General features: G+C 65.8%; 20 protein-coding genes. 15 read left to right on the top strand and 5 right to left on the bottom strand.

All coding sequences use genetic code 11. The features are described from left to right. Positions 1 to 2: 2 nt before the first annotated feature. Both ABIC75_RS15615 and ABIC75_RS15610 read right to left on the bottom strand, forming a co-directional pair. The gene (locus ABIC75_RS15615; protein WP_354014799.1) at positions 3 to 1,010 is read right to left on the bottom strand and encodes a TlpA family protein disulfide reductase; all 1,008 of its coding nucleotides are present in this window, start codon (positions 1,008 to 1,010) and stop codon (positions 3 to 5) included. Positions 1,011 to 1,099: 89 nt separating this feature from the next. Beyond that, positions 1,100 to 2,548: a PLP-dependent aminotransferase family protein gene (locus ABIC75_RS15610; protein ID WP_354014798.1), complete on the bottom strand. Its 1,449-nt coding sequence runs from the start codon at positions 2,546 to 2,548 to the stop codon at positions 1,100 to 1,102. Positions 2,549 to 2,657: 109 nt separating this feature from the next. On the opposite strand from ABIC75_RS15610, the gene ABIC75_RS15605 reads away from it, so the two are divergent. From ABIC75_RS15605 to purH, 12 genes are all read left to right on the top strand, one after another. After that, complete coding sequence (locus tag ABIC75_RS15605) at positions 2,658 to 3,356, top strand: glutathione S-transferase N-terminal domain-containing protein (RefSeq protein ID WP_354014797.1); 699 nt, start codon at positions 2,658 to 2,660, stop codon at positions 3,354 to 3,356. Positions 3,357 to 3,464: 108 nt separating this feature from the next. Continuing rightward, on the top strand, positions 3,465 to 4,382 hold the full coding sequence (locus tag ABIC75_RS15600) for a DMT family transporter (RefSeq protein ID WP_354014796.1): 918 nt from the start codon (positions 3,465 to 3,467) through the stop codon (positions 4,380 to 4,382). 93 nt (positions 4,383 to 4,475) lie between these two features. Next, complete coding sequence (locus ABIC75_RS15595) at positions 4,476 to 6,680, top strand: protein-disulfide reductase DsbD family protein (RefSeq protein WP_354014795.1); 2,205 nt, start codon at positions 4,476 to 4,478, stop codon at positions 6,678 to 6,680. After that, entirely contained in the window at positions 6,677 to 7,237 is a 561-nt protein-coding gene (locus ABIC75_RS15590; protein ID WP_354014794.1) for a TlpA family protein disulfide reductase, read from the top strand. The genes ABIC75_RS15595 and ABIC75_RS15590 overlap by 4 nt, the downstream gene beginning before the upstream one ends. A gap of 150 nt (positions 7,238 to 7,387) precedes the next feature. Further along, entirely contained in the window at positions 7,388 to 7,846 is a 459-nt protein-coding gene (gene aroQ / locus ABIC75_RS15585) for a type II 3-dehydroquinate dehydratase (protein ID WP_354014793.1), read from the top strand. Positions 7,847 to 7,914: 68 nt separating this feature from the next. Beyond that, positions 7,915 to 8,373 carry an acetyl-CoA carboxylase biotin carboxyl carrier protein gene (gene accB, locus ABIC75_RS15580; RefSeq protein ID WP_354014792.1) on the top strand — a complete coding sequence of 153 codons (459 nt, stop codon included), beginning with the start codon at positions 7,915 to 7,917 and terminating at the stop codon, positions 8,371 to 8,373. Positions 8,374 to 8,390: 17 nt separating this feature from the next. Next, entirely contained in the window at positions 8,391 to 9,758 is a 1,368-nt protein-coding gene (gene accC, locus ABIC75_RS15575; protein ID WP_354014864.1) for an acetyl-CoA carboxylase biotin carboxylase subunit, read from the top strand. A gap of 49 nt (positions 9,759 to 9,807) precedes the next feature. Next, positions 9,808 to 10,173: a DUF7716 domain-containing protein gene (locus tag ABIC75_RS15570; RefSeq protein WP_354014791.1), complete on the top strand. Its 366-nt coding sequence runs from the start codon at positions 9,808 to 9,810 to the stop codon at positions 10,171 to 10,173. A gap of 87 nt (positions 10,174 to 10,260) precedes the next feature. Continuing rightward, a complete protein-coding gene (gene prmA, locus ABIC75_RS15565) occupies positions 10,261 to 11,157 on the top strand; it encodes a 50S ribosomal protein L11 methyltransferase (protein WP_354014790.1) in 897 nt (298 codons plus the stop codon). An 87-nt stretch (positions 11,158 to 11,244) separates the two neighbouring features. Next, positions 11,245 to 12,030, top strand: coding sequence for a zinc-ribbon and DUF3426 domain-containing protein (locus tag ABIC75_RS15560; protein ID WP_354014789.1), 786 nt, complete (start codon positions 11,245 to 11,247; stop codon positions 12,028 to 12,030). Positions 12,031 to 12,324: 294 nt separating this feature from the next. Beyond that, positions 12,325 to 12,612, top strand: coding sequence for a helix-turn-helix domain-containing protein (locus ABIC75_RS15555; RefSeq protein WP_046970233.1), 288 nt, complete (start codon positions 12,325 to 12,327; stop codon positions 12,610 to 12,612). Between the two features lie 138 nt (positions 12,613 to 12,750). Then, positions 12,751 to 14,361, top strand: coding sequence for a bifunctional phosphoribosylaminoimidazolecarboxamide formyltransferase/IMP cyclohydrolase (purH, locus tag ABIC75_RS15550; protein WP_354014788.1), 1,611 nt, complete (start codon positions 12,751 to 12,753; stop codon positions 14,359 to 14,361). A gap of 89 nt (positions 14,362 to 14,450) precedes the next feature. Here the strand turns inward: purH and ABIC75_RS15545 are convergent, their stop codons facing one another. Continuing rightward, positions 14,451 to 15,452 carry a bile acid:sodium symporter family protein gene (locus ABIC75_RS15545; RefSeq protein WP_354014787.1) on the bottom strand — a complete coding sequence of 334 codons (1,002 nt, stop codon included), beginning with the start codon at positions 15,450 to 15,452 and terminating at the stop codon, positions 14,451 to 14,453. Between the two features lie 95 nt (positions 15,453 to 15,547). On the opposite strand from ABIC75_RS15545, the gene ABIC75_RS15540 reads away from it, so the two are divergent. Both ABIC75_RS15540 and ABIC75_RS15535 read left to right on the top strand, forming a co-directional pair. Further along, positions 15,548 to 16,435, top strand: coding sequence for a LysR family transcriptional regulator (locus tag ABIC75_RS15540; RefSeq protein ID WP_354014786.1), 888 nt, complete (start codon positions 15,548 to 15,550; stop codon positions 16,433 to 16,435). 71 nt (positions 16,436 to 16,506) lie between these two features. Continuing rightward, the gene (locus ABIC75_RS15535) at positions 16,507 to 17,217 is read left to right on the top strand and encodes a glutathione S-transferase (RefSeq protein WP_354014785.1); all 711 of its coding nucleotides are present in this window, start codon (positions 16,507 to 16,509) and stop codon (positions 17,215 to 17,217) included. On the opposite strand, the gene ABIC75_RS15530 is transcribed toward ABIC75_RS15535, so the two are convergent. Together ABIC75_RS15530 and ABIC75_RS15525 are read right to left on the bottom strand one after the other, a co-directional pair. After that, the gene (locus tag ABIC75_RS15530; RefSeq protein WP_354014784.1) at positions 17,214 to 17,645 is read right to left on the bottom strand and encodes an EamA family transporter; all 432 of its coding nucleotides are present in this window, start codon (positions 17,643 to 17,645) and stop codon (positions 17,214 to 17,216) included. The genes ABIC75_RS15535 and ABIC75_RS15530 overlap by 4 nt on opposite strands. A gap of 30 nt (positions 17,646 to 17,675) precedes the next feature. Further along, positions 17,676 to 18,203 carry a DUF2782 domain-containing protein gene (locus ABIC75_RS15525; RefSeq protein WP_354014783.1) on the bottom strand — a complete coding sequence of 176 codons (528 nt, stop codon included), beginning with the start codon at positions 18,201 to 18,203 and terminating at the stop codon, positions 17,676 to 17,678. A gap of 162 nt (positions 18,204 to 18,365) precedes the next feature. Here ABIC75_RS15525 and polA point away from each other — a divergent pair, with 162 nt between their 5' ends. Beyond that, on the top strand, positions 18,366 to 21,113 hold the full coding sequence (gene polA / locus ABIC75_RS15520; protein WP_354014782.1) for a DNA polymerase I: 2,748 nt from the start codon (positions 18,366 to 18,368) through the stop codon (positions 21,111 to 21,113). Positions 21,114 to 21,278 lie beyond the last annotated feature (165 nt).

The raw sequence follows: 21,278 nt of genomic DNA, 5'->3' as shown, positions 1-21,278 counted from the left end.
GATCAGCGCCTCGTGACCGTGACGGCTTGCTGCATCGGCAGCGCGGCCTCCACCTCTTCCGAGCGGCGAATCACCTTGCCCTGCGTATCCAGCACGATCACGGTGGGCACGCGCATCACGCGAAAGCGGCGGAACAAGGCACCCGAATCATCCAGCGCCAGCGGCATGGCGATGTGATGCTCGCGCTGGTAATCGGCCAGCTCGTCGTGGCTGGCCCACAAGCCCGAGGCAATGCCGAGCCAGCGTGCGTGCGTGTCGCGCGCCAGCACCTCGGCGCGTTCGCGGGCGCTGCGGCAACTCTGCGCGATGGCGGGGCGGCTCGTGGCCAGATACGACTCGCACCACGGCGACAGGAACAGCAGCACGGTCGGTCGTTTGGCATCGAAGGCCGGCAGCGATGTGCCGTCGAGCGTGTGTACGTCGAACGCCGGCACACGATCGCCCACCTCGTAGTGCGGCTCGTCCTTCGGTGCGACGGCGGGCGCCAGTTGTGCCGACGATGGACGACGCGCCTGCGCCAAGGCCGCGTCGAGTTTCTCGTCGGCCATGTGGCCCACGTAGGCAATGCGTCCGTCACGGCCGATCACCACGTGCTGCGGCGTGACGCGCAAGTGGAACGCTTCGTCCAGGGTGCCGTCGTCGAACACGATGGGCATGCCCAGGCCGAGTTGCTTCTGCAGCTTGCGCACGTCCTCGACGCTGTCGTCGAAGCCCACGTCGATGGCGATCACCGCCATGTCCGGCCCGGCCTGCTCGTAGGTGCGCTCGAAATGCGGCATCTGTTCGCGACAGGGCACGCACCAGGTGGCCCAGAACTTCAGGTAGACGGCTTTCTTGCCGTACAGCGCACCCAGGTCGATGGTCTCGCCGTCGATGGTCTTCACCACCATGCGCGGCGCCGGCTGGCCGACCAGGCTGCGCCCGGCCGATTCGGCGCGCGATTGGCCGGACTCCGAGGCATGCGCCAGCGCGCAGGCCAGGCCCAGGTAAAGAAAGAACAGATAGCGCATGGCAGCACGTCCTTGAAAGGTGAGCCCATGTTCCGCCCGCCGGTGGTCCGACAACAGATCCAGTTTTCGTGGAAACGAATGGACCAGTGCTAAGTCGGGCGATGCGCCTCCAACAACCCGGCCAGCACGCGCACGGCTTCGTCCATGCGCGTGGCCGGCATGCCGCCCAGGCCGAACACCAGGCCGTTCGGTTTCGTGTTGCCGATGGCGTAATCGCCCAGTGCTTCGATGCACATGTCGAGTGCCTGGGTGTCCTTCACCAGCTGGCTGGCGGGCACGGGCCACCGCAGTTGCACGGCGATGTGCAGCCCGGCATCCGATGCCAGTGGATGCAGCGCTTCGCCGGCACGTTGCGCCAGTGCTTCGAGCAGCGCCTCGCGTCGTTCCGCATAGATGCGCCGCATCTTGCGCACGTGGCGCGCGAGATGACCCTCGTTGATGAAGAGCGCCAGCGTGTCCTGTGCGAGCACATCGTTGTGCCGATCGCCGAGTTGCCTCACGCAGGCCAGCGCCGGCATGGCCCACGCAGGCGCCACCAGATAGCCCAGGCGCAGCGAGGGAAACAGGCTCTTGGAAAACGTGCCGACGTAGAACACCGAGCCGTCGCGATCCAGCGTCTGCAACGCATCGAGCGGACGTCCGCCGTAGCGGAATTCGCCGTCGTAGTCGTCTTCGATGATCACTGCTTCATGCCGTCGCGCGAACGCCAGCAAGGCCACGCGGCGCGCGGGCGACATCGCCATGCCGGAAGGAAACTGGTGCGACGGCGTCACGTAGATCACGCGTGCGTTGGGTGGGATCTGTTCGACGATCAAACCTTCATCGTCCACCGGCACGGGCACGACCTGTGCGCCAGCCGCTTCAAAGGCCTGGCGTAGCGGCGGGTAGCCGGGATCTTCCACCGCCACCACCGTGCGACCCGGCGTAACGAGAATGCGCGCCAGCAGATCAAATGCTTGCTGGGCGCCGGCAGTGACCATGATGTCGGCCGCGCTGCAGGTCACCGCGCGCGTGAACGACACATGCCCCGCAATCGCCTCGCGCAAGGCCTCGCGCCCCATGACCGCGCCGTAGAACGATGGCGCGCGCGACAACGCGCGCAAAGCTCGCGCCGACAACTTGCGCCAGGCTTCAAACGGAAACCGCGACGCGTCGGGCAGGCCTACGCGCAAGTCGTAGCGGGCAGGCGGCAAGGCGTTCATCGGCGCGGGAAACATCGCCCCGCGCCATTGCGGTTGCAGGCGCTTTTCTTCGCCCGCGCTGGAACGCGACGGACTCGCCTGCGTCGGCCCGGCATGGGCGACGACATAACCGGCGCCCTGGCGCGAGACGATGTAGCCCTCGCTGAGCAGGCGGTCATACGCCGCCACGATGGTGTTGCGGGACAGGCCCAGCGAGGTCGCGAGCGTGCGCGTGGACGGCAGCGGGTGCCCCGTGCGAAGACGGCCGTCGAGAATGGCCGCACGCAACTGCCCGTGCAACGCCTGCAAGCGACCGCGTAGGGGAATATCCAGCGAAAAGGCCAGGGGTTGTTCCATGCCTGCGTCCGGACGGGTTGACTGGTCCTAAAGATTTCCCCTGTTCTGGATCTTTTTCAAGACCAGTGAAACCCCGACACTGTCGCCATCCACTCATCGGAGCCTTGCCATGATCGAGCTGTACTTCGCCGCCACGCCCAACGGCCTGAAGCTGAAGCTGTTTCTGGAAGAGGCCGGCCTGCCCTACTTCATCACGCCGGTGAGCCTGAGCAAGGGCGAGCAGTTCAAGCCCGAGTTCCTGGCCATTTCCCCGAACAACAAGATCCCGGCCATCGTGGACCACGCGCCCGCTGGCGGCGGTGCGCCGGTGGCGGTGTTCGAGTCGGGCGCGATCATGCTGTACCTGGCCGAGAAGATCGGCCAGTTCATTCCCAAGGACACGGCCGCCCGCGTGGAAGTGCTGGAGTGGCTGTTCTGGCAGGTAGCGGGGCTGGGCCCCATGGCCGGCCAGGCCGGGCATTTCAAGGTGTATGCGCCCGAGCCGGTGCCCTACGCCATCGACCGTTACACGCGCGAAGTGTCCCGGCTGTACGGCGTGCTCGACACACGACTCGATGGACGCGAGTTCATTGCGGGCGCCTTCTCCATCGCCGACATCGCCTGCTATCCATGGATCGTGCCGCACGAGGCGCACGGCCAGAACCTGGCGGATTTTCCGAACCTGGAGCGCTGGTTCATCGCCATGTCGCAGCGTCCCGCCACGGTGCGTACCTATGAAGGCGTCGAGAACGCATACACGCCAAAGCAGCCGCTGTCCGAGGAAGAGCGTCGCGTGCTGTTTGGTCAAGGCGCGGCACCGAAGGCCTGAAGACTGCTGACAGGTTCTGACGCAACGGGCGGCTAGACTTCCAAATCGAAAGCCACCTCTCACCCCCGTCATTCCGGCCTGGGCTGGAATGACGAGCAAAGAACTGCCATGAAAACCTCCGACATCACTGCACTCGTCGTACTGGGAGCCCTGTGGGGGGCCTCGTTCCTGTTCATGCGCATGGGCGCCAATGAGTTCGGCGGCATGGCGCTGGCCGGCATGCGCGCCATCGGTGCAGCGATCTGCTCGGCGCCGCTGCTGACCCGCACACGACTGACCGAGATGCGCACGCACTGGCGCGACATCGCCATCGTCGGCATCGCCAATTCGGCACTTCCGTTCGTGCTGTTTTCGTTCGCGGCGCAAAGCCTGCCGGCAGGCGTTTCTGCCATCTCCGATGCGATTGCGCCGCTGCTGGTCGCGCTGTCGGGCTGGATGCTGCTGGGCGAGAAGCTGAACCCGATGCAGGCCAGCGGACTGGTGATCGGCTTTACCGGCGTGGTGTGGCTGGTGGCTGGCACGGTGGGCTTTGGTGGTGGCACGCATGCCATGGGCTGGGCGATGGCAGCCTGCCTGGGTGCCAATGTCTGCTACACCTTTGGTGCGCACTACAGCCATCGCCGCCTGCGCAGTGGCGTCACGCCGCTCAGCGTTGCCACTGGCAGCCAGCTCGCCGCCGCCGTGTTGCTGCTGCCCTTTACCGTCTGGATGTGGCCCACCCGGACCCCGGGATGGACGGCATGGCTGGCCGTATTGGGCCTGGCAGCCCTGTGCACGTCGCTCGCCTATGTGCTGTTCTACGGGTTGATGGCCCGCGTCGGGGCCTCGCGCAGCATGGTGGTGATGTTCCTCATCCCGGTGTTCGGCGTGGTGTGGGGCCTGGTGTTCCTGCATGAGCCGGTGACGCTGGCGATGGCGGGCGGATGCATCGTTATCCTGCTTGGCGTGGCACTCACCACCGGCTTGTTGCGTCTTCGCCGTAACCGCGGAGCCGTTTCCACCGAAGTAGTTGTAGAACACTCTTGAGCCCTGGCGGGTTTTCCCCGGCCCGCCGGCAAGCTGAGCCATAATCCCGGTTCACCTGCGCCCCGGCGCGGGTCTCTCCTTGTTGGAGCCGCAATGCGCCTGATCCATCCTGGCCGACTGGCCGCCCGCTTCCTCACCCTGCTCTGCCTGCTGCTCGGCGCGCTGCCCGCGCTGGCCCAGGACGATCTCGACGGTCTGTTGCCCGTCACCGAAGCGTACAAGCTCACCGCCGACGCCTCCACGCCCGGCGTGGTGAAACTGCACTGGACCATTGCGCCAGACTACTACCTCTACCGCGGCCGCATGAAGTTCAAGGCGGCGGACGGTGCCACGCTGGGCGAGGCGCAGCTGCCCGACGGCGAGAAGCACCACGATGAATACCTGGGCGACGTGGAGACCTACCACCACGGCGTCGACGCCACCGTGCCGTACACCGTGGCGGCCGGCACCACCGAGCTGAAGCTCAGCGTGCAGTACCAGGGTTGCCACGAAGTGGCGCCCAAGATCTGCTATCCGCCGCATACCGAGCAGCTGAGCCTGCCCGTGCCAGCCGGCGCTGGCGCCGGTGGTGGCGATGCCATGGCCGCGGCACTCGGCAAGCTCGGCGCCGCCAAGGGCGGTACCGACGGCGCCACCCTGCCAGCGGAGCAAGCGTTCCACCTGGAGGCACTCGCCAAGGACCACCAGCACCTGCTGCTGCGCTGGACCATGGCCAAGGGCTACTACCTCTATCGCGACCAGACCGCACTCAAGTTGAAGGACGCCAACGGCCTCAGCCTGGCCAAGCCCGAGTGGCCGGCCGGCGTGGAACACGAGGATGCGCACTTCGGCAAGACCACGGTGTTCTTCGACCAGATCGACGTGCCGGTGACCATCGAGGGCGACACCGCGGCCCTGAAGACGGTGAACCTGGAGGCGAGTTTCCAGGGTTGCCAGGACGGTGGCATCTGCTATCCGCTGATGACCCGCGCGCTCACTATCGACCTCAGCGCGGCCACGCCCACCAGCGGCAGCGCCGCCATGCCGGCGCCGGAAATGCCGCCCGCCGGTCTCGCCACCGGCGCGCTGCAGGTGAGCCTGCTCACCGCACTGCTGCTGGCACTGGGCGGCGGCCTGGTGCTTAACCTGATGCCGTGCGTGCTGCCGGTGCTGTCGATCAAGGCGGTGGGTCTGCTGGAAAGCGGCGAAAGCCACGCCAAGGCGCGTTCGCATGCGCTCTTCTATACGGCCGGCGTGCTTAGCACGTTCGCGCTGATCGGCATCGCCATCGTCGCGCTGCGCTCGGCCGGCCATGCGCTGGGCTGGGGCGCACAGCTGCAGCAGCCGGTGGTGGTGGGCGTGCTCGCCTGCGTGATGGTGGCGGTGGGCCTGTCGATGTCGGGCGTGGTGCAGTTCGGCACCTCGCTGGGCAATATGGGCTCGGGTCTCGCCTCACGCTCGGGCCATGCGGGTGATTTCTTCACCGGCGTGCTTGCCGTGGCCGTGGCCAGCCCGTGCACCGCGCCATTCATGGGCAGTGCGTTGGCCTATGCGTTTGCCGCGCCGATGATCAATGCGTTGCTGGTGTTCCTGACGCTGGGCATCGGCCTGGCGCTGCCATTCCTGGCGATCGGCTTTGTGCCCGCGCTGGCGCGCATGCTGCCGCGCCCCGGCGCATGGATGGAGACGCTCAAGCAGGTGCTGGCGTTCCCGATGTATCTCACCGCCGTATGGCTGATCTGGGTGCTCGCGCACCAGCGCGGTGCCGATGCGGTGGGCCTGGTGCTGGTGGCGGTGGTGCTGCTGTCGGCCACGCTGTGGTGGTTCGAGCGCAGCCGTTCGCGCGGCGCGATCAGCCGCGTGGCCGTGGTGTTGCTCGCGCTGCTCACGGTGCTGCCTTTGTTCTATCTCTCGAAGGTGCAGGCGCCGACGCAGGCCGTCGTGGCGACGGACGGTGTGGTCGCCTATACGCCCGAGAAGCTCGCCGAACTGCGCAAGGCCGGCACGCCGGTGTTCGTGGACATGACGGCGGACTGGTGCGTCACCTGCAAGGCCAATGAGCACGCCGTGCTCGATACCGATGCCTTCCGCGACCTGCTCAAGAAGACCGGCGCGGTCTACATGAAAGGCGACTGGACCGACGTGAACCCGACCATCGCCGCCTTCCTGCAGCAATACCACTCGCCGGGCGTTCCGCTCTACGTCGTGTTCCCCAAGGACGGCGGCGAGGGCCGCATGTTGCCGACCGTGCTCACCTCGTCGCTGGTCGAAGACGCGTTGACCAAGGCTGCAGGCACGCCGGTCGCCGCCAACCCATGATGAGCCGCAGCAACTGGGCCATCCTCGGCGCCGCAGTGCTGGTGGCCGCGGTGGGCGGCTGGCTGCAGCACGCCAGCCAGCGGGCGCGCGTACCCGATGGCGTGCAGGTGACGCAGGCCGGCCAGATCGCGCCCGATCTCGCCCTGCCCGGCCTCGACGGCAAGGAACATCGCCTGTCCGACTATCGCGGCAAGCGCGTACTGCTCAACTTCTGGGCAAGCTGGTGCGGGCCCTGCCTCAAGGAAATGCCGGCGCTGGTGCAGGCGCAGGCGCAGGCGAACGTCGGCGAACACGCCGATAAAACGGGACCGATCATCCTCGGCATCGCCATGGACGAACCGGCGCAAGTGCGCGCCTTCCTGGCGGCTCATCCAGTGAACTATCCCATCCTGCTCGGCAGCCTGGACAGCCCCAGCACCTCGCTACGCCTGGGTAACGTCGGCGAAGTGCTGCCATATAGCGTGCTACTGGATGAAAACGGCCGCGTGGTGTTCAACCGGCGCGGCGTGCTGGACGCGGACGACCTGAAGGCCTGGGCAGCGCCAGCCGCGCCCTGATGCGGTTTGCGCCGCCATACGTCTCCGCACGGTTTAACCTTAACTTCTCCTTCAAACATCGCCGAACTGCGCCGAACTGGACAACATCCGCCGGGACGCGCACACTCCGCGCCGGACGCCGGCCACCACCGGCGCGTTCAAGGTATGGGCGTGGCGAAGATCCTGGTCCTGCACGGACCCAATCTCAATCTGCTGGGCGTACGCGAGCCGGACGTCTATGGCCGCGAAACCCTGGCCGATATCGACGCCCTGCTGGCGCAACGCGCACAGGCCGCCGGGCATGCCGTGGAATCGTTCCAGTCGAACGCCGAGCACGCCCTGATCGACCGCATCCACCAGGCACGCCTGGACGGCACGGCGATCATCCTGATCAATCCGGGCGCCTTCACCCATACCAGCATCGCCCTGCGCGACGCGCTGGCGGGCGTGGCCATCCCGTTCATCGAGCTGCACCTCTCCAACGTGCACGCCCGCGAGGCGTTCCGTCGGCACTCGTACCTCTCGGACATCGCCGTGGGCGTGATCTGCGGCTTTGGCGCGGACAGCTACCGGCTGGCATTGGATGCCGCCCTGAACCGGCTGGACCGCGCCGGCGCGTCCGCCTCCTGAAGCCCGGGCTTTCGCCCCCATATTCCCATTCCGGTCGCCACCGCGGCCCTAACGAAAAGGTTTGAACCATGGACCTGCGCAAGATCAAGAAGCTCATTGACCTGCTCGAGGAATCCAACCTCGCGGAACTTGAGATCAAGGAAGGCGAAGAAGTCGTGCGCCTGTCGCGCGTACCCAAGGGTGGCGTGGCCGTGGCTGCCGCCCCGGTGATGCAGGCCGCTCCGGTGGCAGCCGCCCCGGTAGCCGCTGCCCCCGTGGAAGCCGCCGCCCCGGCCGAGTCGGCCCTGCCCGCCGGCCATGTGGTGAAGGCGCCGATGGTCGGCACCTTCTACGCCTCGTCCAGCCCAGGCGCCGCCGCCTTCGTGAAGGTCGGCCAGCAGGTGAAGGCCGGCGAAACGCTGGGCATCATCGAAGCGATGAAGATGTTCAACCAGATCGAGGCCGATGTGGCCGGCACCGTGAAGGCCATCCTGCTCGAGAACGGCCAGCCGGTGGAATTCGACCAGCCGATGTTCGTGATCGGCTAAGGCCGGCTCCCATGCCCATGCTAGAAAAAGTCGTCATTGCCAACCGTGGTGAGATCGCGCTGCGCGTGCTGCGCGCGTGCCACAGCCTTGGCATCAAAACCGTGGCGGTGCACTCCACCGCCGACCGCAACCTCAAGCACGTCGGCCTGGCCGACGAGTCGATCTGCATCGGCCCCGCGCCGTCGGTCGACAGCTACCTCAACATCCCGCGCATCATCGCCGCAGCGGAAATCACCGACGCCCAGGCCATCCATCCGGGCTACGGCTTTCTCTCCGAGCGCGCCGACTTCGCCGAACAGGTGGAGCAGTCGGGCTTCATCTTCATCGGTCCCACGGCCGATGTGATTCGCCTGATGGGCGACAAGGTGGAAGCCATCCGCGCCATGAAGGCCGCCGGCGTGCCGTGCGTGCCGGGCTCGGGCGGTCCGCTCGGCGACAACGTGGAAGAGAACGTGCGCATTGCGCGCGAGATCGGCTATCCGGTGATCATCAAGGCCGCCGGTGGCGGTGGTGGCCGCGGCATGCGCGTGGTGCGCACCGAAGCGCATCTGGGCAACGCCATCACCATGACCAAGCAGGAAGCCAAGGCTGCTTTCGGCAACGATCAGGTGTACATGGAGAAGTTCCTGGAAAATCCGCGCCACGTGGAAATCCAGGTGCTCGCCGACGGCCAGGGCAACGCCATCCACCTCGGCGAACGCGACTGCTCCATGCAGCGTCGTCACCAGAAGGTGGTGGAAGAAGCGCCCGCGCCGGGCATCACGCCGGAACTGCGCGAGCAGATCGGCAAGGTGTGCGTGGACGCATGCATCCGCATCGGCTATCGCGGCGCCGGCACCTTCGAATTCCTGTTCGAAGACGGCCGCTTCTACTTCATCGAGATGAACACCCGCATCCAGGTGGAACATCCGGTGACGGAGCTGATTACCGGCATCGACCTGGTGCGCGAGCAGCTGCTGATCGCCGGTGGCGAGAAGCTCTCGATCAAGCAGTCGGACATCAAGATCACCGGCCACGCGATCGAGTGCCGCATCAACGCGGAAGATCCCGATTCGTTCCTGCCTTCGCCGGGCACGGTGAAGCGTTTCGAAGCGCCAGGCGGCCCGGGCGTGCGCGTGGATACGCACCTGTACGACGGCTACCGCATTCCGCCGAACTACGATTCGATGATCGGCAAGCTGATCGTGCACGGCCCCGATCGCGAAACCGCCATCGCGCGCATGCGCCTGGCGCTCGCCGAGACGGTGATCGAAGGCGTGAAGTGCAACATCCCGCTGCAGCAGCGCATCATGGCCGACGCCGGTTTCCAGCAGGGTGGACAGAACATCCACTACCTGGAAAAGCGCATGGCCGAACAGAAGGAAAAGGCCGCACTCGGCGGCTGATGTCTGGCCGGCGAGCCGCCAAGCGGCTCGCCGGTTTCGCACCGACACGATGTCCGAACTCATCACTCTTCGCGAAGCGATCGACGCCATCACCGATGCGTTCGACGAAGGCGACGGCTGGGATCGCTACAGCTGGGTCTACATCCGCGGCGCCATCACCGAACCTTCGTGCCGGCTGTATCTCTCGCATGTGGCCGACGAGGACGACGCGCTGATCGCCGACCACGGCGAAGCGCTGCCGCCGTTCGCCGCGCAGCATCACCTGCGTCATTTCCTCGAGGCCGCGGATTTCGCCGAGGTGCTGTTCGTGCACCGTCGGCATCATCCCTCGCCCACGCTTGAGGATCTGGCCCGCGCGCTCGACCATTACCAACGCCACGACAGCTTCCTCGGCGTTGCACCGCAATCGCTGTAGTCACCGCGCATCGGCGGGGACGAAGCGCTGTCGCACATCGCGCACGCACATCGGCGACAATGCGCACCTCACTCGCAGGAACCCGCCATGCCCTGGCTCGAACTCTCGCTCACCATCCGCGCCGAACAGCAGCCTCGCGTCGAGGAGGCCCTCGACGATCTGGGCGCGCTCTCCGTGACGCTGCAGGACGCCGATGCGGAAACGCCCGACGAGCAGGCCATCTTCGAACCCGGCGTGGGCGAACTGCCGCTGTGGCCTACCATCACGCTCAACGCGCTGTTCGAGGCCGATACCGACCGGCGCGGCCTGGGCGAGGCGTTGGGCGACCTGCTGCCGTGGCTGGAGCCCGATCACATCCAGTTCCGCGACGTGGCCGACGAGGACTGGGAGCGCGCGTGGATGGACCAGTTCAAGCCGATGCCGTTCGGCAAGCGCTTGTGGATCTATCCGTGGAACATCGAACCGCCGGCTGACGAGGACATCGTGGTCGTGCGTCTCGACCCGGGCCTCGCCTTCGGCAGCGGCACGCATCCCACCACGGCGCTGTGCCTCGCGTGGCTGGACAGTCTCGATCTGAACGGCAAGAGCGTGATGGATTTTGGCTGCGGCTCCGGCATCCTCGCCATTGCCGCGCTCAAGCTCGGTGCCGCCGGCGCCGTGGGCGTGGACAACGATCCGCAGGCGCTCATCGCTTCGACCGACAACGCCCAACGCAACGACGTGGCCGACCGCCTCACCGTGTTCCTGCCCGAAGACCTGACTGCCGATCCTGCTGACGTCTTCATCGCCAACATCCTCGCCGGCCCGCTGGGCGAACTCGCACCCACCTTCGCCGCGGCGGCCAAGCCCGGCGCGCCGTTCGCCATCTCGGGCATCCTGCAGGGTCAGGAAGACGAGTTGCTGGCGCGCTATGCGGAATGGTTCCACGAACTGCGCGTGGACACTCAGGAAGACTGGGTGCGCATCAGCGGCCGCCGTCGCTGAGTGACGGTTCACGATACGGGCGGGCCTGCGGGTGATTTGTCCCGCGCGGTGCACTAGGCTTGCGGGAACCCGATCACCACGGCCTGCATGTACGCCCAATGTCCCGAATGCCTCACCGTGTTCTCGCTGAACACGGAAACGCTGGCGCAAGCGCGCGGCGAGGTCGTGTGCGGACATTGCGACACGGTTTTCGATGCGCTCGCCAGCCTGTGCGACCAGTTGCCGCCGGAGCCGTTCGAGCATCTGCTGCCGCGCATGCCCGAAACACCGCCGCGGCTTGATCTGGCGGTCTATCGTCCGCCCGCCGAGGTGCCGGCCGAGGCCGAAGCGCCCGCCTCGAGCGATGTGCTGGATGAATTCGCCCACCTGGTGATTGCGCCGCGCTTTGCGCGCAAGCCGGAAAAAAAACGCCGCTGGCCCTGGATCACCGCCTGTACCGTGCTGCTGCTCGCACTGGGCGCGCAGCTGGCATGGGCCAAGCGCGACGCACTGATCGGCGACGACACGGTCGGCCCAATGCTGCGCAACGCCTGCAGCACGCTGGGCTGCCAGTTGCCGCTGGTGCAGGACATCACGCGCCTGAGCCTGGTCGCACGCGACGTGCAGGCACATCCGTCGGTACCGGGCGCGCTGCTGATCACCGCCAACCTGCGCAACGACGCACCGTTCGCGCAGCCTTATCCGGTGGTGTCGATCACGCTGTCCGATGCCAACGGCAACAAGCTCGCCATGCGACGCCTGCGTCCTGCGGAATATCTGGGCGATGGCGCCACCTTGCAGCGAGGCATTCCGCCCGACGGCAGCGCCGCCCTGATGCTTGAAGTGGAAGACCCGAGCGGCAAGGCCGTGGCCTTCGAGTTCGATTTCGAATAGCCGTCCATTTGATGGATGCTGGTTTGGGCATGGCGATCATCGTCCATGCGGTTCGACCGTCTCGCGTAGGCACAGGTCGTGCCACCAATGCAAGTGAATGTCCATAGGACATTTTGGTTTCATGGCTTGGATGCCGTTCTACCAAACGGGTACTTAAAATTCTCGGCACGCGAGGGTACACTCGCTCCTTCGTCCTATGCTGCACCCGGCGTTCCATGCGAGCCGCCGCCCGCGGTATTTGCCATAAACAATTGCAGCGGCCCACGTAGCCGCCGCGTTAGAACGTGAGGGGAAATGCCCGTGAACGCCGTACGACTGCCTGCCAGCGAGTCTCCGAAAGAGACTTCGTCGCAGAGCGCCTTGAGCGAATGCGTCAGCCGTACCGTACGTCGCTATCTCGCCGACATCGGCGACACGGAATGCGACGAAGGTTTGCACGCGCTCGTCATCCGCGAAGTCGAAGGCCCTCTCCTGCGCGAAGTACTGGCCTGGCATGACGGCAACCAGAGCCGCGCCGCCGCCGTACTCGGCATCAATCGCGCCACGCTGCGCAAGAAGCTTGCCGCGCACGGCCTGCTGTAAATCCTCCGCGTTTCGCGCGCCGCATCCGCTGGCGCGCCTCCCTCCGCATTTAGCCGTCCAACTTTCCAACGCGCCGCGTCCGGACGGCGTACGCTCCAGACCGCTATAATGCACGGCTTCCCCGTTCTGGAAGCCGCCATGCCCGCCTCTGCCGTATCCCCCATTCGCCGCGCGCTGCTCAGCGTGTCGGACAAGACCGGACTGATTGCGCTTGGCCAGCGCCTGCACCAGGCTGGTGTGGACCTGCTCTCCACGGGTGGCAGCGCCAAGGCACTGCGCGACGCGGGCATTCCGGTGAAGGACGTCAGCGAGCTCACGAGCTTTCCCGAAATCATGGACGGTCGCGTCAAGACCTTGCACCCGAAGGTGCACGGCGGCCTGCTCGGCCGTCGCGGCACCGATGACGCGGTGATGACCGAGCTGGACATCGCGCCCATCGACCTGCTCGTGCTCAACCTCTATCCGTTCGAACAGACCGTGGCGCGCGCCGATTGCACGCTGGAAGAAGCCATCGAGAACATCGACATCGGCGGGCCGGCCATGCTGCGTTCGGCAGCCAAGAACTGGAACGACGTAGGCGTGCTCACCTCGCCCGACCAGTACGACGAGGCACTGGCGGAAATCGAAGCGCATGGTGGCCTCACGCGCGCCACGCGCTTCAAGCTCGCCGTGGCGGCGTTCAATCGCGTGTCCAACTACGACGGCGCCATCAGCGACTACCTCTCCGCACTCCAGCTCAACGACAACTACGACGCCATCGCCGGCCATGACGCGTTCCCCGCGCAGGCCAACGGTCGCTTCGTGAAGATGATGGACCTGCGCTACGGCGAGAACCCGCACCAGCAGGCGGCGTTCTATCGCGACCTGTATCCCGCGCCGGGCACGCTCGCCACGTTCCGCCAGCTGCAAGGCAAGGAACTCTCGTTCAACAACATCGCCGATTCCGACGCCGCGTGGGAATGCGTACGTAGTTTTACCAAACCGGCCTGCGTAATCGTGAAGCACGCCAACCCCTGCGGCGTCGCGGTGAGCCTGGACGGCATCGGCCGTGCGTATGACCTTGCCTACCAGACCGACCCCACCTCGGCCTTCGGCGGCATCATCGCCTTCAACCGCGTGGTGGATGCAGCCACCGCGAAAGCCATCGTGGATCGCCAGTTCGTGGAAGTGGTGCTGGCACCGGGTTACGAGGATGACGCGCTCAAGGCCTTCGCCAAGAAGACCAACGTGCGCGTACTGGAGATTCCGCCGCCGGCCGATGGCGACCTCACCAAGGCGCATCCGGGCAACGATTCGCGTCGCGTGGGTTCGGGCCTGCTGATCCAGACCGCCGACCGCGCGATGGTCAAGGCCGAGGATCTGAAGATCGTCACCAAGCGCGCGCCCACGCCCACCGAGATCGACGACCTGATCTTTGCGTGGAAGGTGGCCAAGTACGTCAAGAGCAATGCCATCGTCTATGCGAAGAATCGCCAGACCATCGGCGTGGGCGCCGGCCAGATGAGCCGCGTGTACAGCGCGAAGATCGCCGGCATCAAGGCCGCCGACGAGAAGCTGGAAGTGCGCGGCTCGGTGATGGCCTCCGACGCGTTCTTCCCCTTCCGCGACGGCATCGATGCGGCCGCTGCGGCCGGCATCCAGGCGGTGATCCAGCCGGGTGGCTCGATGCGCGATGCGGAAGTGATTGCCGCGGCCGACGAGCATGGCATGGCGATGGTATTCACCGGGATTCGCCATTTCAGGCACTGATCTTCGCGATAAAAAAAGGCGCCCTTGGGGCGCCTTTTTTCATCGTCATTCCGGCGCACCGCGAAAGGGGCGATGGCGGGAATGACGAATTAGGTTGTCTGCGCTCGGTCGCCAAGCTCGACACGGCGCTCCACTCTCTCCGCATACTTCTTCGCCAGCACCGCGCACGTCATCAACTGGATCTGGTGGAACAGCATGATGGGCAGCACGATGGTGCCCAGCGGGTGACCGGCGAACAGCACCTTGGCCATCGGCACGCCGCTGGCGAGGCTCTTCTTCGAGCCGCAGAACACGATGGTGATTTCATCCTCGCGCTTGAAGCCCAGCGCACGCGCACCGTAGCGGGTGACGATCAGCGCCACGGCCAGCAGCACCGCATTCACCACCAGCAGGCCGCCGAGCACCGGCAGCGGAATCTGCTTCCACAAGCCCTGCAGCACGGCCGCGCTGAAGGCCGTATAGACCACCAGCAGGATCGAACCCTGGTCGACGAACGACAGCAGCGAGCGGTTGCGTTCCACCCAGCGACCGATCCAGCGCTGCGCAATCTGGCCCGCCACGAACGGCACCAGCAGCTGCAACACGATGGCGCCGATGGCATCCCAGTTCATACCGCCCTGCCCGTGCGATTCCAGCATCACGCCCACCAGCAGCGGCGTGACGAAGATGCCGAGCATGCTGGAGGCGGAGGCGGAACAGATGGCCGCCGGCACATTGCCGCGCGCCATCGAAGTGAAGGCGATGGAGGATTGCACCGTCGACGGCAGCGTGCACAGGAACAGCACGCCCAGGTAGAGCGACGGCGTCACCAGCGGTGACAGCACGGGACGCAGCAGCAGCCCCAGCACCGGGAACAACACGAAGGTGCTGGCCAGCACGGTCAGGTGCAGGCGCCAGTGGGTCATGCCGGCCACCACCGCCTCGCGCGAGAGCTTGGCGCCGTGCAGGAAGAACAGCAGCGCAATGGCCAGGTCGGTCAGCACGTTGAAGACGCTGGCCGTGGTGCCGCGGCAGGGCAGCAGGCTGGCCAGCAGCACGGTGACAATCAGGGCGCAGGTAAAGCGATCGGGCAGGAATCGACGCAGGAACATGGCCGTGGCACGCGCAATCAGGGAATGTGCCTATTGGAACGCCAGGCCATTGATTAATCAAATCGTTTTATCTGATCTACTGATACAGTAATGGCATGAATATCAGCCTGCGCCAGCTTCGTGCCTTTCTCGCCGTCGCCCGGCAGCAGCACTTTCGGCGGGCGGCGGAGAGCCTTCACCTGAGCCAGCCCGCGGTGAGCCGCTATATCGCCGACCTGGAAGCCGAACTCGGTATCCGCCTGTTCGACCGCACCACGCGCGAAGTGGTGCCCACCGATGCGGGCCGCTATCTGGAAAGCGCCATCGGGCGCGTGCTGGACGAACTGGAAGGCGTGCTCTCGCACGTGCATTCGGAGAGCGAACGCAAGCGCGGCAAGGTGCACATCGCTTCCGTGCCGACGCTCTCGGCAGGCCTGATGCCCCAGTGCATCGCCGACTGCGCGGCGCGCTATCCCGAGCTGACCATCCAGTTGCACGACCAGGCACAAACCCTGGTGCTGGACAGCGTGCGTGGAGGCGAAGTGGATTTCGGCGTCGCCATCGACCCACCGCTCACCGGTGAGTTCGACATCGAGCTGCTGCTGCGCGACCCGTTCGTGCTGGTGTGCCGGCCCGATCATCCGCTGGCGAAACTCGATCGCGTGCCCTGGCGCAAATTGCAGGGGCAAGCGCTGATCCTGCTCGACTACTCCTCCGGCAGCCGCCGCCTGATTGATCGCGCATTGGCCAGTCGCAACATCGAGGCCAACATCGTGCAGCAGACCGGCCACACGCTCACCACGTTCCGTATGGTGGAGGCCGGGCTCGGCATCAGCGTGAGCCCTGCGCTGTCGCCACCACCACCCACGCTGGTCACGCGACCGCTCACGCCGCAGGAGAGCCGCGACGTGGTGTTGATCAAGCGCAGGCAACGCTCGTTGTCGCCGTTGGCGATGCTGGTATGGGAACGCCTGCGCGCGTTGAGCCACGCGCCTCCGAAATAGGCGGCGTGTCGCTCACGCTTCGTTGAGCGCGCGCCGCCTAGCCTCCAGTCTTTCTTCCGAAGGTGTTCCTCATGCGCTACGAGCTCTACTACTGGAGCGGCATCCAGGGCCGCGGTGAATTCGTGCGACTGGCTCTGGAAGACGCCGGCGCCAGCTACGACGACGTCGCACGCACGAAAGGCGATCAGGCCATGATGCCGTTCCTGCACGGCAAGCATGCCGGCGCCCTTCCGTTCGCACCGCCTTTCCTGCGCGCGGGTAAGCAGGTCATTGCGCAGGCCGCCAACATCCTTGCCTTCCTTGGGCCACGCCACGGTCTGGTGCCCGCTTCGGAACCCGCACGGCGCTATGCGATGCAATTGCAGCAGACGGTGACCGACATCGTTGCCGAAGTGCACGACACGCATCACCCGATTTCCGGCGACCTGTACTACGAGCAGCAACGCACGGAAGCACGCAAGCGCGCCAACGCCTTCTGCGAGGAACGCATTCCGAAATTCCTGGGTTATTTCGAGCAGGTGCTCGATCGCGGCGATGGTCGCCACGCCATCGGCCGGCGGCACTCGTATGTGGACCTGTCGCTGTTCCAGCTGATGTCGGGACTGGACTATGCATTTCCCAACGCCATGACGTCGATTCGACGCCGCACGACCAGGCTGCGCGCACTTCAGCAACGCGTGGCCGAACGACCGAACATCGCCGCTTACCTGGCTACCGAACGACGCATTCCGTTCAACGAGGACGGCATCTTCCGTCGCTACCCGGAACTGGACGAGCGCTAGAACACCGCGATGACGATGGCGCCGAGCACGATAAGCCCGCCACCGATGGCGAGCGACCAGCTCACCTGCTCGCCCAGCAGCAACACGCCCAGCACAATGGCGATGGCCACGCTGAGCTTGTCGATGGGCGCCACCTTGCTCACCGGGCCCAATTGCAGTGCGCGGTAGTAGCAAAGCCACGACAGTCCCGTAGCGACGCCTGACAGCACCAGGAACACCCAGCTGCTCGCGGGCAAGCCCAACGGGCGCGCCCATTCATGACGAAGACTGAGGATGCCGGCCGTCACCAGCAGGATCACGATGGTGCGAATGAAAGTGGCGAGGTTGGAGTTGATGCCCGCCACGCCGAGCTTGCCGAACAGCGCCGTGAGCGCGGCGAAGAACGCCGAACCCAGCGCGAAGAGCAGCCAGCTCTCACGCAGGTTCATGGATGCCTCGCCGGCTGCGGTTGCACGAACTTACTGGCCGCCGTTGTCCTGGTCTTCCGCGGATTTGCTCTTGCCCCACTCCATGACCTTGTACATCACCGGCTTGATCGGTTCGCCAGCCTGGTTCGTCCAGGCACCCTTCTGGTCAATCAGGTAGGTCTGCGGAATACCGCCCTTGGGCGTCACCACCACCATGTACACCTGGCCGCTGCGGCTGTATTCCTGGATGGTCTGGTCGCCTTCCGTATGCACCTTCACCTGCGGCGGCGCATTCCCGTTCGCATCGCGCGGCTGGGCACCCGAGGTCGCGGGCGTAGAGGTTTCCGGTGCGCTCAGTGTGGCTTCGGTATCCGCGGAGACGTTGCCCGATGCCGACTTGCCGGCACTGGATTTGGGCGCGGGCGCTGCCTTGGGCGCGGGCGGCGGCGTGGCCTTCACACCCGGATCGTTCATGCCCGGCGGCGGCGGGGCCGGCGGAAACTGGCTGGCGGAGGACTGGGCAAGCGCATTCGATGCGACGGCCACACCAAGAACGGCGAGCAGGGCGAGGGGTTTCATGATGACGGCCTCCTGTGGGATGTGGAGCATATCAGCGCAGAACCGCACGGCTCGTGAAGCGCTCGTGTGCTGCATAGGGCAGCGCAGAGCGGCGATGACAGGCCGGCGCGGGCCCAGAACGCGGACGGGTCGGTTCCGGTGCACGCGTGCGACAATCGCGGCATGGCCAAGCTCATCCTCATCGACGGTTCCTCCTACCTCTACCGCGCCTTCCACGCGCTCCCGCCGCTCACCAATTCGCAGGGCGAGCCCACCGGCGCGCTGTTCGGCGTGGTGAACATGCTACGTGCCACGCTCAAGGCGAAGCCCGACTACGTGGCCTTCGTGAGCGATGCGCCGGGGCCCACCTTCCGCAACGAGCTGTACGACCAGTACAAGGCAAATCGCCCGCCGATGCCGGACGATCTGCGCGCCCAGGTGGAACCCATGCTCGCCATCGTGGGCGCGCTGGGTTTTCCCATCCTGCGCGTGGGCGGCGTGGAAGCCGATGACGTGATCGGCACGCTCACCGAGCAGGCGCATGCGCAAGGCATCGAGGTGGAGATTTCCACCGGCGACAAGGATCTCGCGCAGCTGGTGCGTCCGGGCGTGACGCTGGTCAACACCATGACCAACACCACCACCGACGACGCGGGTGTGATGGACAAGTTCGGCGTCAAGCCATCGCAAATCGTGGATTTTCTTTCGCTCACCGGCGACAGCATCGACAACGTGCCCGGCGTGCCCAAGTGCGGCCCCAAGACGGCGGCCAAGTGGCTGGCCGAATACGGCACGCTCGACAACCTGATGGCCAACGCGGACAAGATCGGCGGCAAGATCGGCGAGAGCCTGCGCGCCGCGCTGCCGCAGCTGCCGCTGTCGCGTGAGCTGGTGCAGATCAAGCTCGACGTGGCACTGGATGCGTCGGTCAGTCAGTTGCAGATGCGCGAACGCCACATCGAACAATTGCGCGAGTTGTATGCGCGCTACGAATTCAAGGCGGCGCTGAAGGATCTGGACAACGAAGCCGGTGCCGCACCTGCCGACGCCAGCGCACCCGCCACCGCGGCGCCGGCAACGCCGCTGCTGACCGAAGACACCCATGCCGCCAACCTCGCGATGGCCGGCCAGTACGAACTGGTCACCACGCAGGCGCAGTTCGAAGGCTGGCTGGCGAAGATCGCCACGGCGCCGCTGGTGTCGTTCGACACCGAAACCACCTCCATCGATTCGATGCAGGCAGACATCGTGGGCCTCAGCCTCTCGGTGGAACCGGGCCACGCGTGCTACGTGCCGCTGGCGCACGATTATCCCGGCGCGCCCGCGCAGCTGTCGCGCGAGCAGGTGCTCGCCACGCTGAAACCCTTCTTCGAAGACGAAAGCCGTCCGAAGATGGGGCAACACGCCAAGTACGACATCAACATCCTGTCGAACTACGGCATTCACCTGCGCGGCCTGAAGCACGATTCCATGCTGGAGTCATATGTGTGGAACGCCACGGCGACACGCCACGACATGGATTCGCTCGCCAAGAAATACCTTGGCGTGGACACCATCAAGTACGAACAGGTGGCCGGCAAGGGCGCCAAGCAGATTCCGTTCTCGCAGGTCGACCTGGATACCGCGTGCCGCTACGCCGCCGAAGATGCCGACATCACGCTGCGCCTGCACCACGCACTGTGGCCGAAGCTGGAAAGCGAGCCTTCGCTGCGCACGGTGTACGAGAACATCGAGATTCCGCTGATTCCCGTGCTCGCCTCGATGGAACAGCGCGGCGTGCTGATCGATGTGCGCGAGCTGCGCATGCAAAGCCAGCAGCTCGGCAAGCGCATGCTGGAACTGCAGCAGGAAGCGTGGAAAGGCGCGGGCCGCGAGTTCAACCTCGATTCGCCCAAGCAACTGCAGGCCATCCTGTTCGACGAACTCGGCCTGCCCGCCAAGGTAAAGACGCCCACCGGCCAACCCTCCACCAACGAGGAAGCGCTGGAAGCCATCGCGGATGATCACGCGCTGCCGCGGCTGATCCTCGACTACCGCGGCCTCGCCAAGCTGCGTTCCACGTACACGGACAAGCTGGCGGAGATGGTCAACCCGCGCACCGGTCGCGTGCACACCAGCTATCACCAGGGTTCGGTGGCGACGGGACGCGTGTCTTCGTCCGATCCCAACCTGCAGAACATCCCCATTCGCACCGAGGAAGGCCGGCGCATTCGCCAGGCGTTCGTGGCGCCGGAAGGCTGGGTGGTGCTGGCGGCGGACTACTCGCAGATCGAGCTGCGCATCATGGCGCATCTTTCCGGCGACGAAGGCCTGGTCAAGGCATTCAAGGAAGGCGGCGACGTGCATCGCGCCACCGCCGCAGAAGTGTTCGGCCTCAAGCCAGAGGAAGTGAGCGCCAACCAGCGCCGCGCCGCCAAGGCCATCAACTTCGGCCTGATGTACGGCATGAGCGCGTTCGGCCTCGCGCGCCAGCTCGGTGTGGATCGCGGCGAAGCCAGCGATTACATGGCGCGCTATTTCGCGCGCTATCCGGGCGTGCACGCCTTCATGGAAGCCACGCGCCAGCAGGCGCATCGCGATGGCTACGTGGAAACGCTGTTCGGTCGCCGCCTGTATCTGGAGAACCTGCAGTCGCGCAACCAGGCGCTGCGTGCGGGCGCCGAGCGCGCCGCGGTGAACGCGCCGATGCAGGGCACGGCGGCGGACATCATCAAGCGCGCCATGATCGCCGTGCACGGTTGGCTGCAGCCGCGCCAGGACGAAGCGCGCATGCTGATGCAGGTGCACGACGAACTGGTGTTCGAGGTGCGCGAGGATGTGATCGATGAGGTGCGCGCCGGCGTGGTCGAGCGCATGTCGGGCGCGGCCGAGCTGTCGGTGCCGCTGCTGGTGGAAGCGGGCGTGGGCAAGAACTGGGACGAAGCGCACTGAGACTGAGACGGTGGCGGCGCCGATTTGTTTGAAATTCGTCAAATGAACCGTGCCTAACCCAATTTGCTGCAGCGCGTGCAACTTTTGCCGCGAGCCGCGTTCTTAGTTATCGGATGCACGCAACGGCGTCCGCGGGCTCGCCACCTCCCTGGACGAGCCCAAACG

It is taken from the genome of Dyella japonica (assembly GCF_040545895.1).
GTDB lineage: Bacteria > Pseudomonadota > Gammaproteobacteria > Xanthomonadales > Rhodanobacteraceae > Dyella > Dyella japonica_D.
The sequence above is the reverse complement of the archived record's forward strand: the minus strand, read 5'-3'. Positions and strand labels throughout refer to the sequence as shown.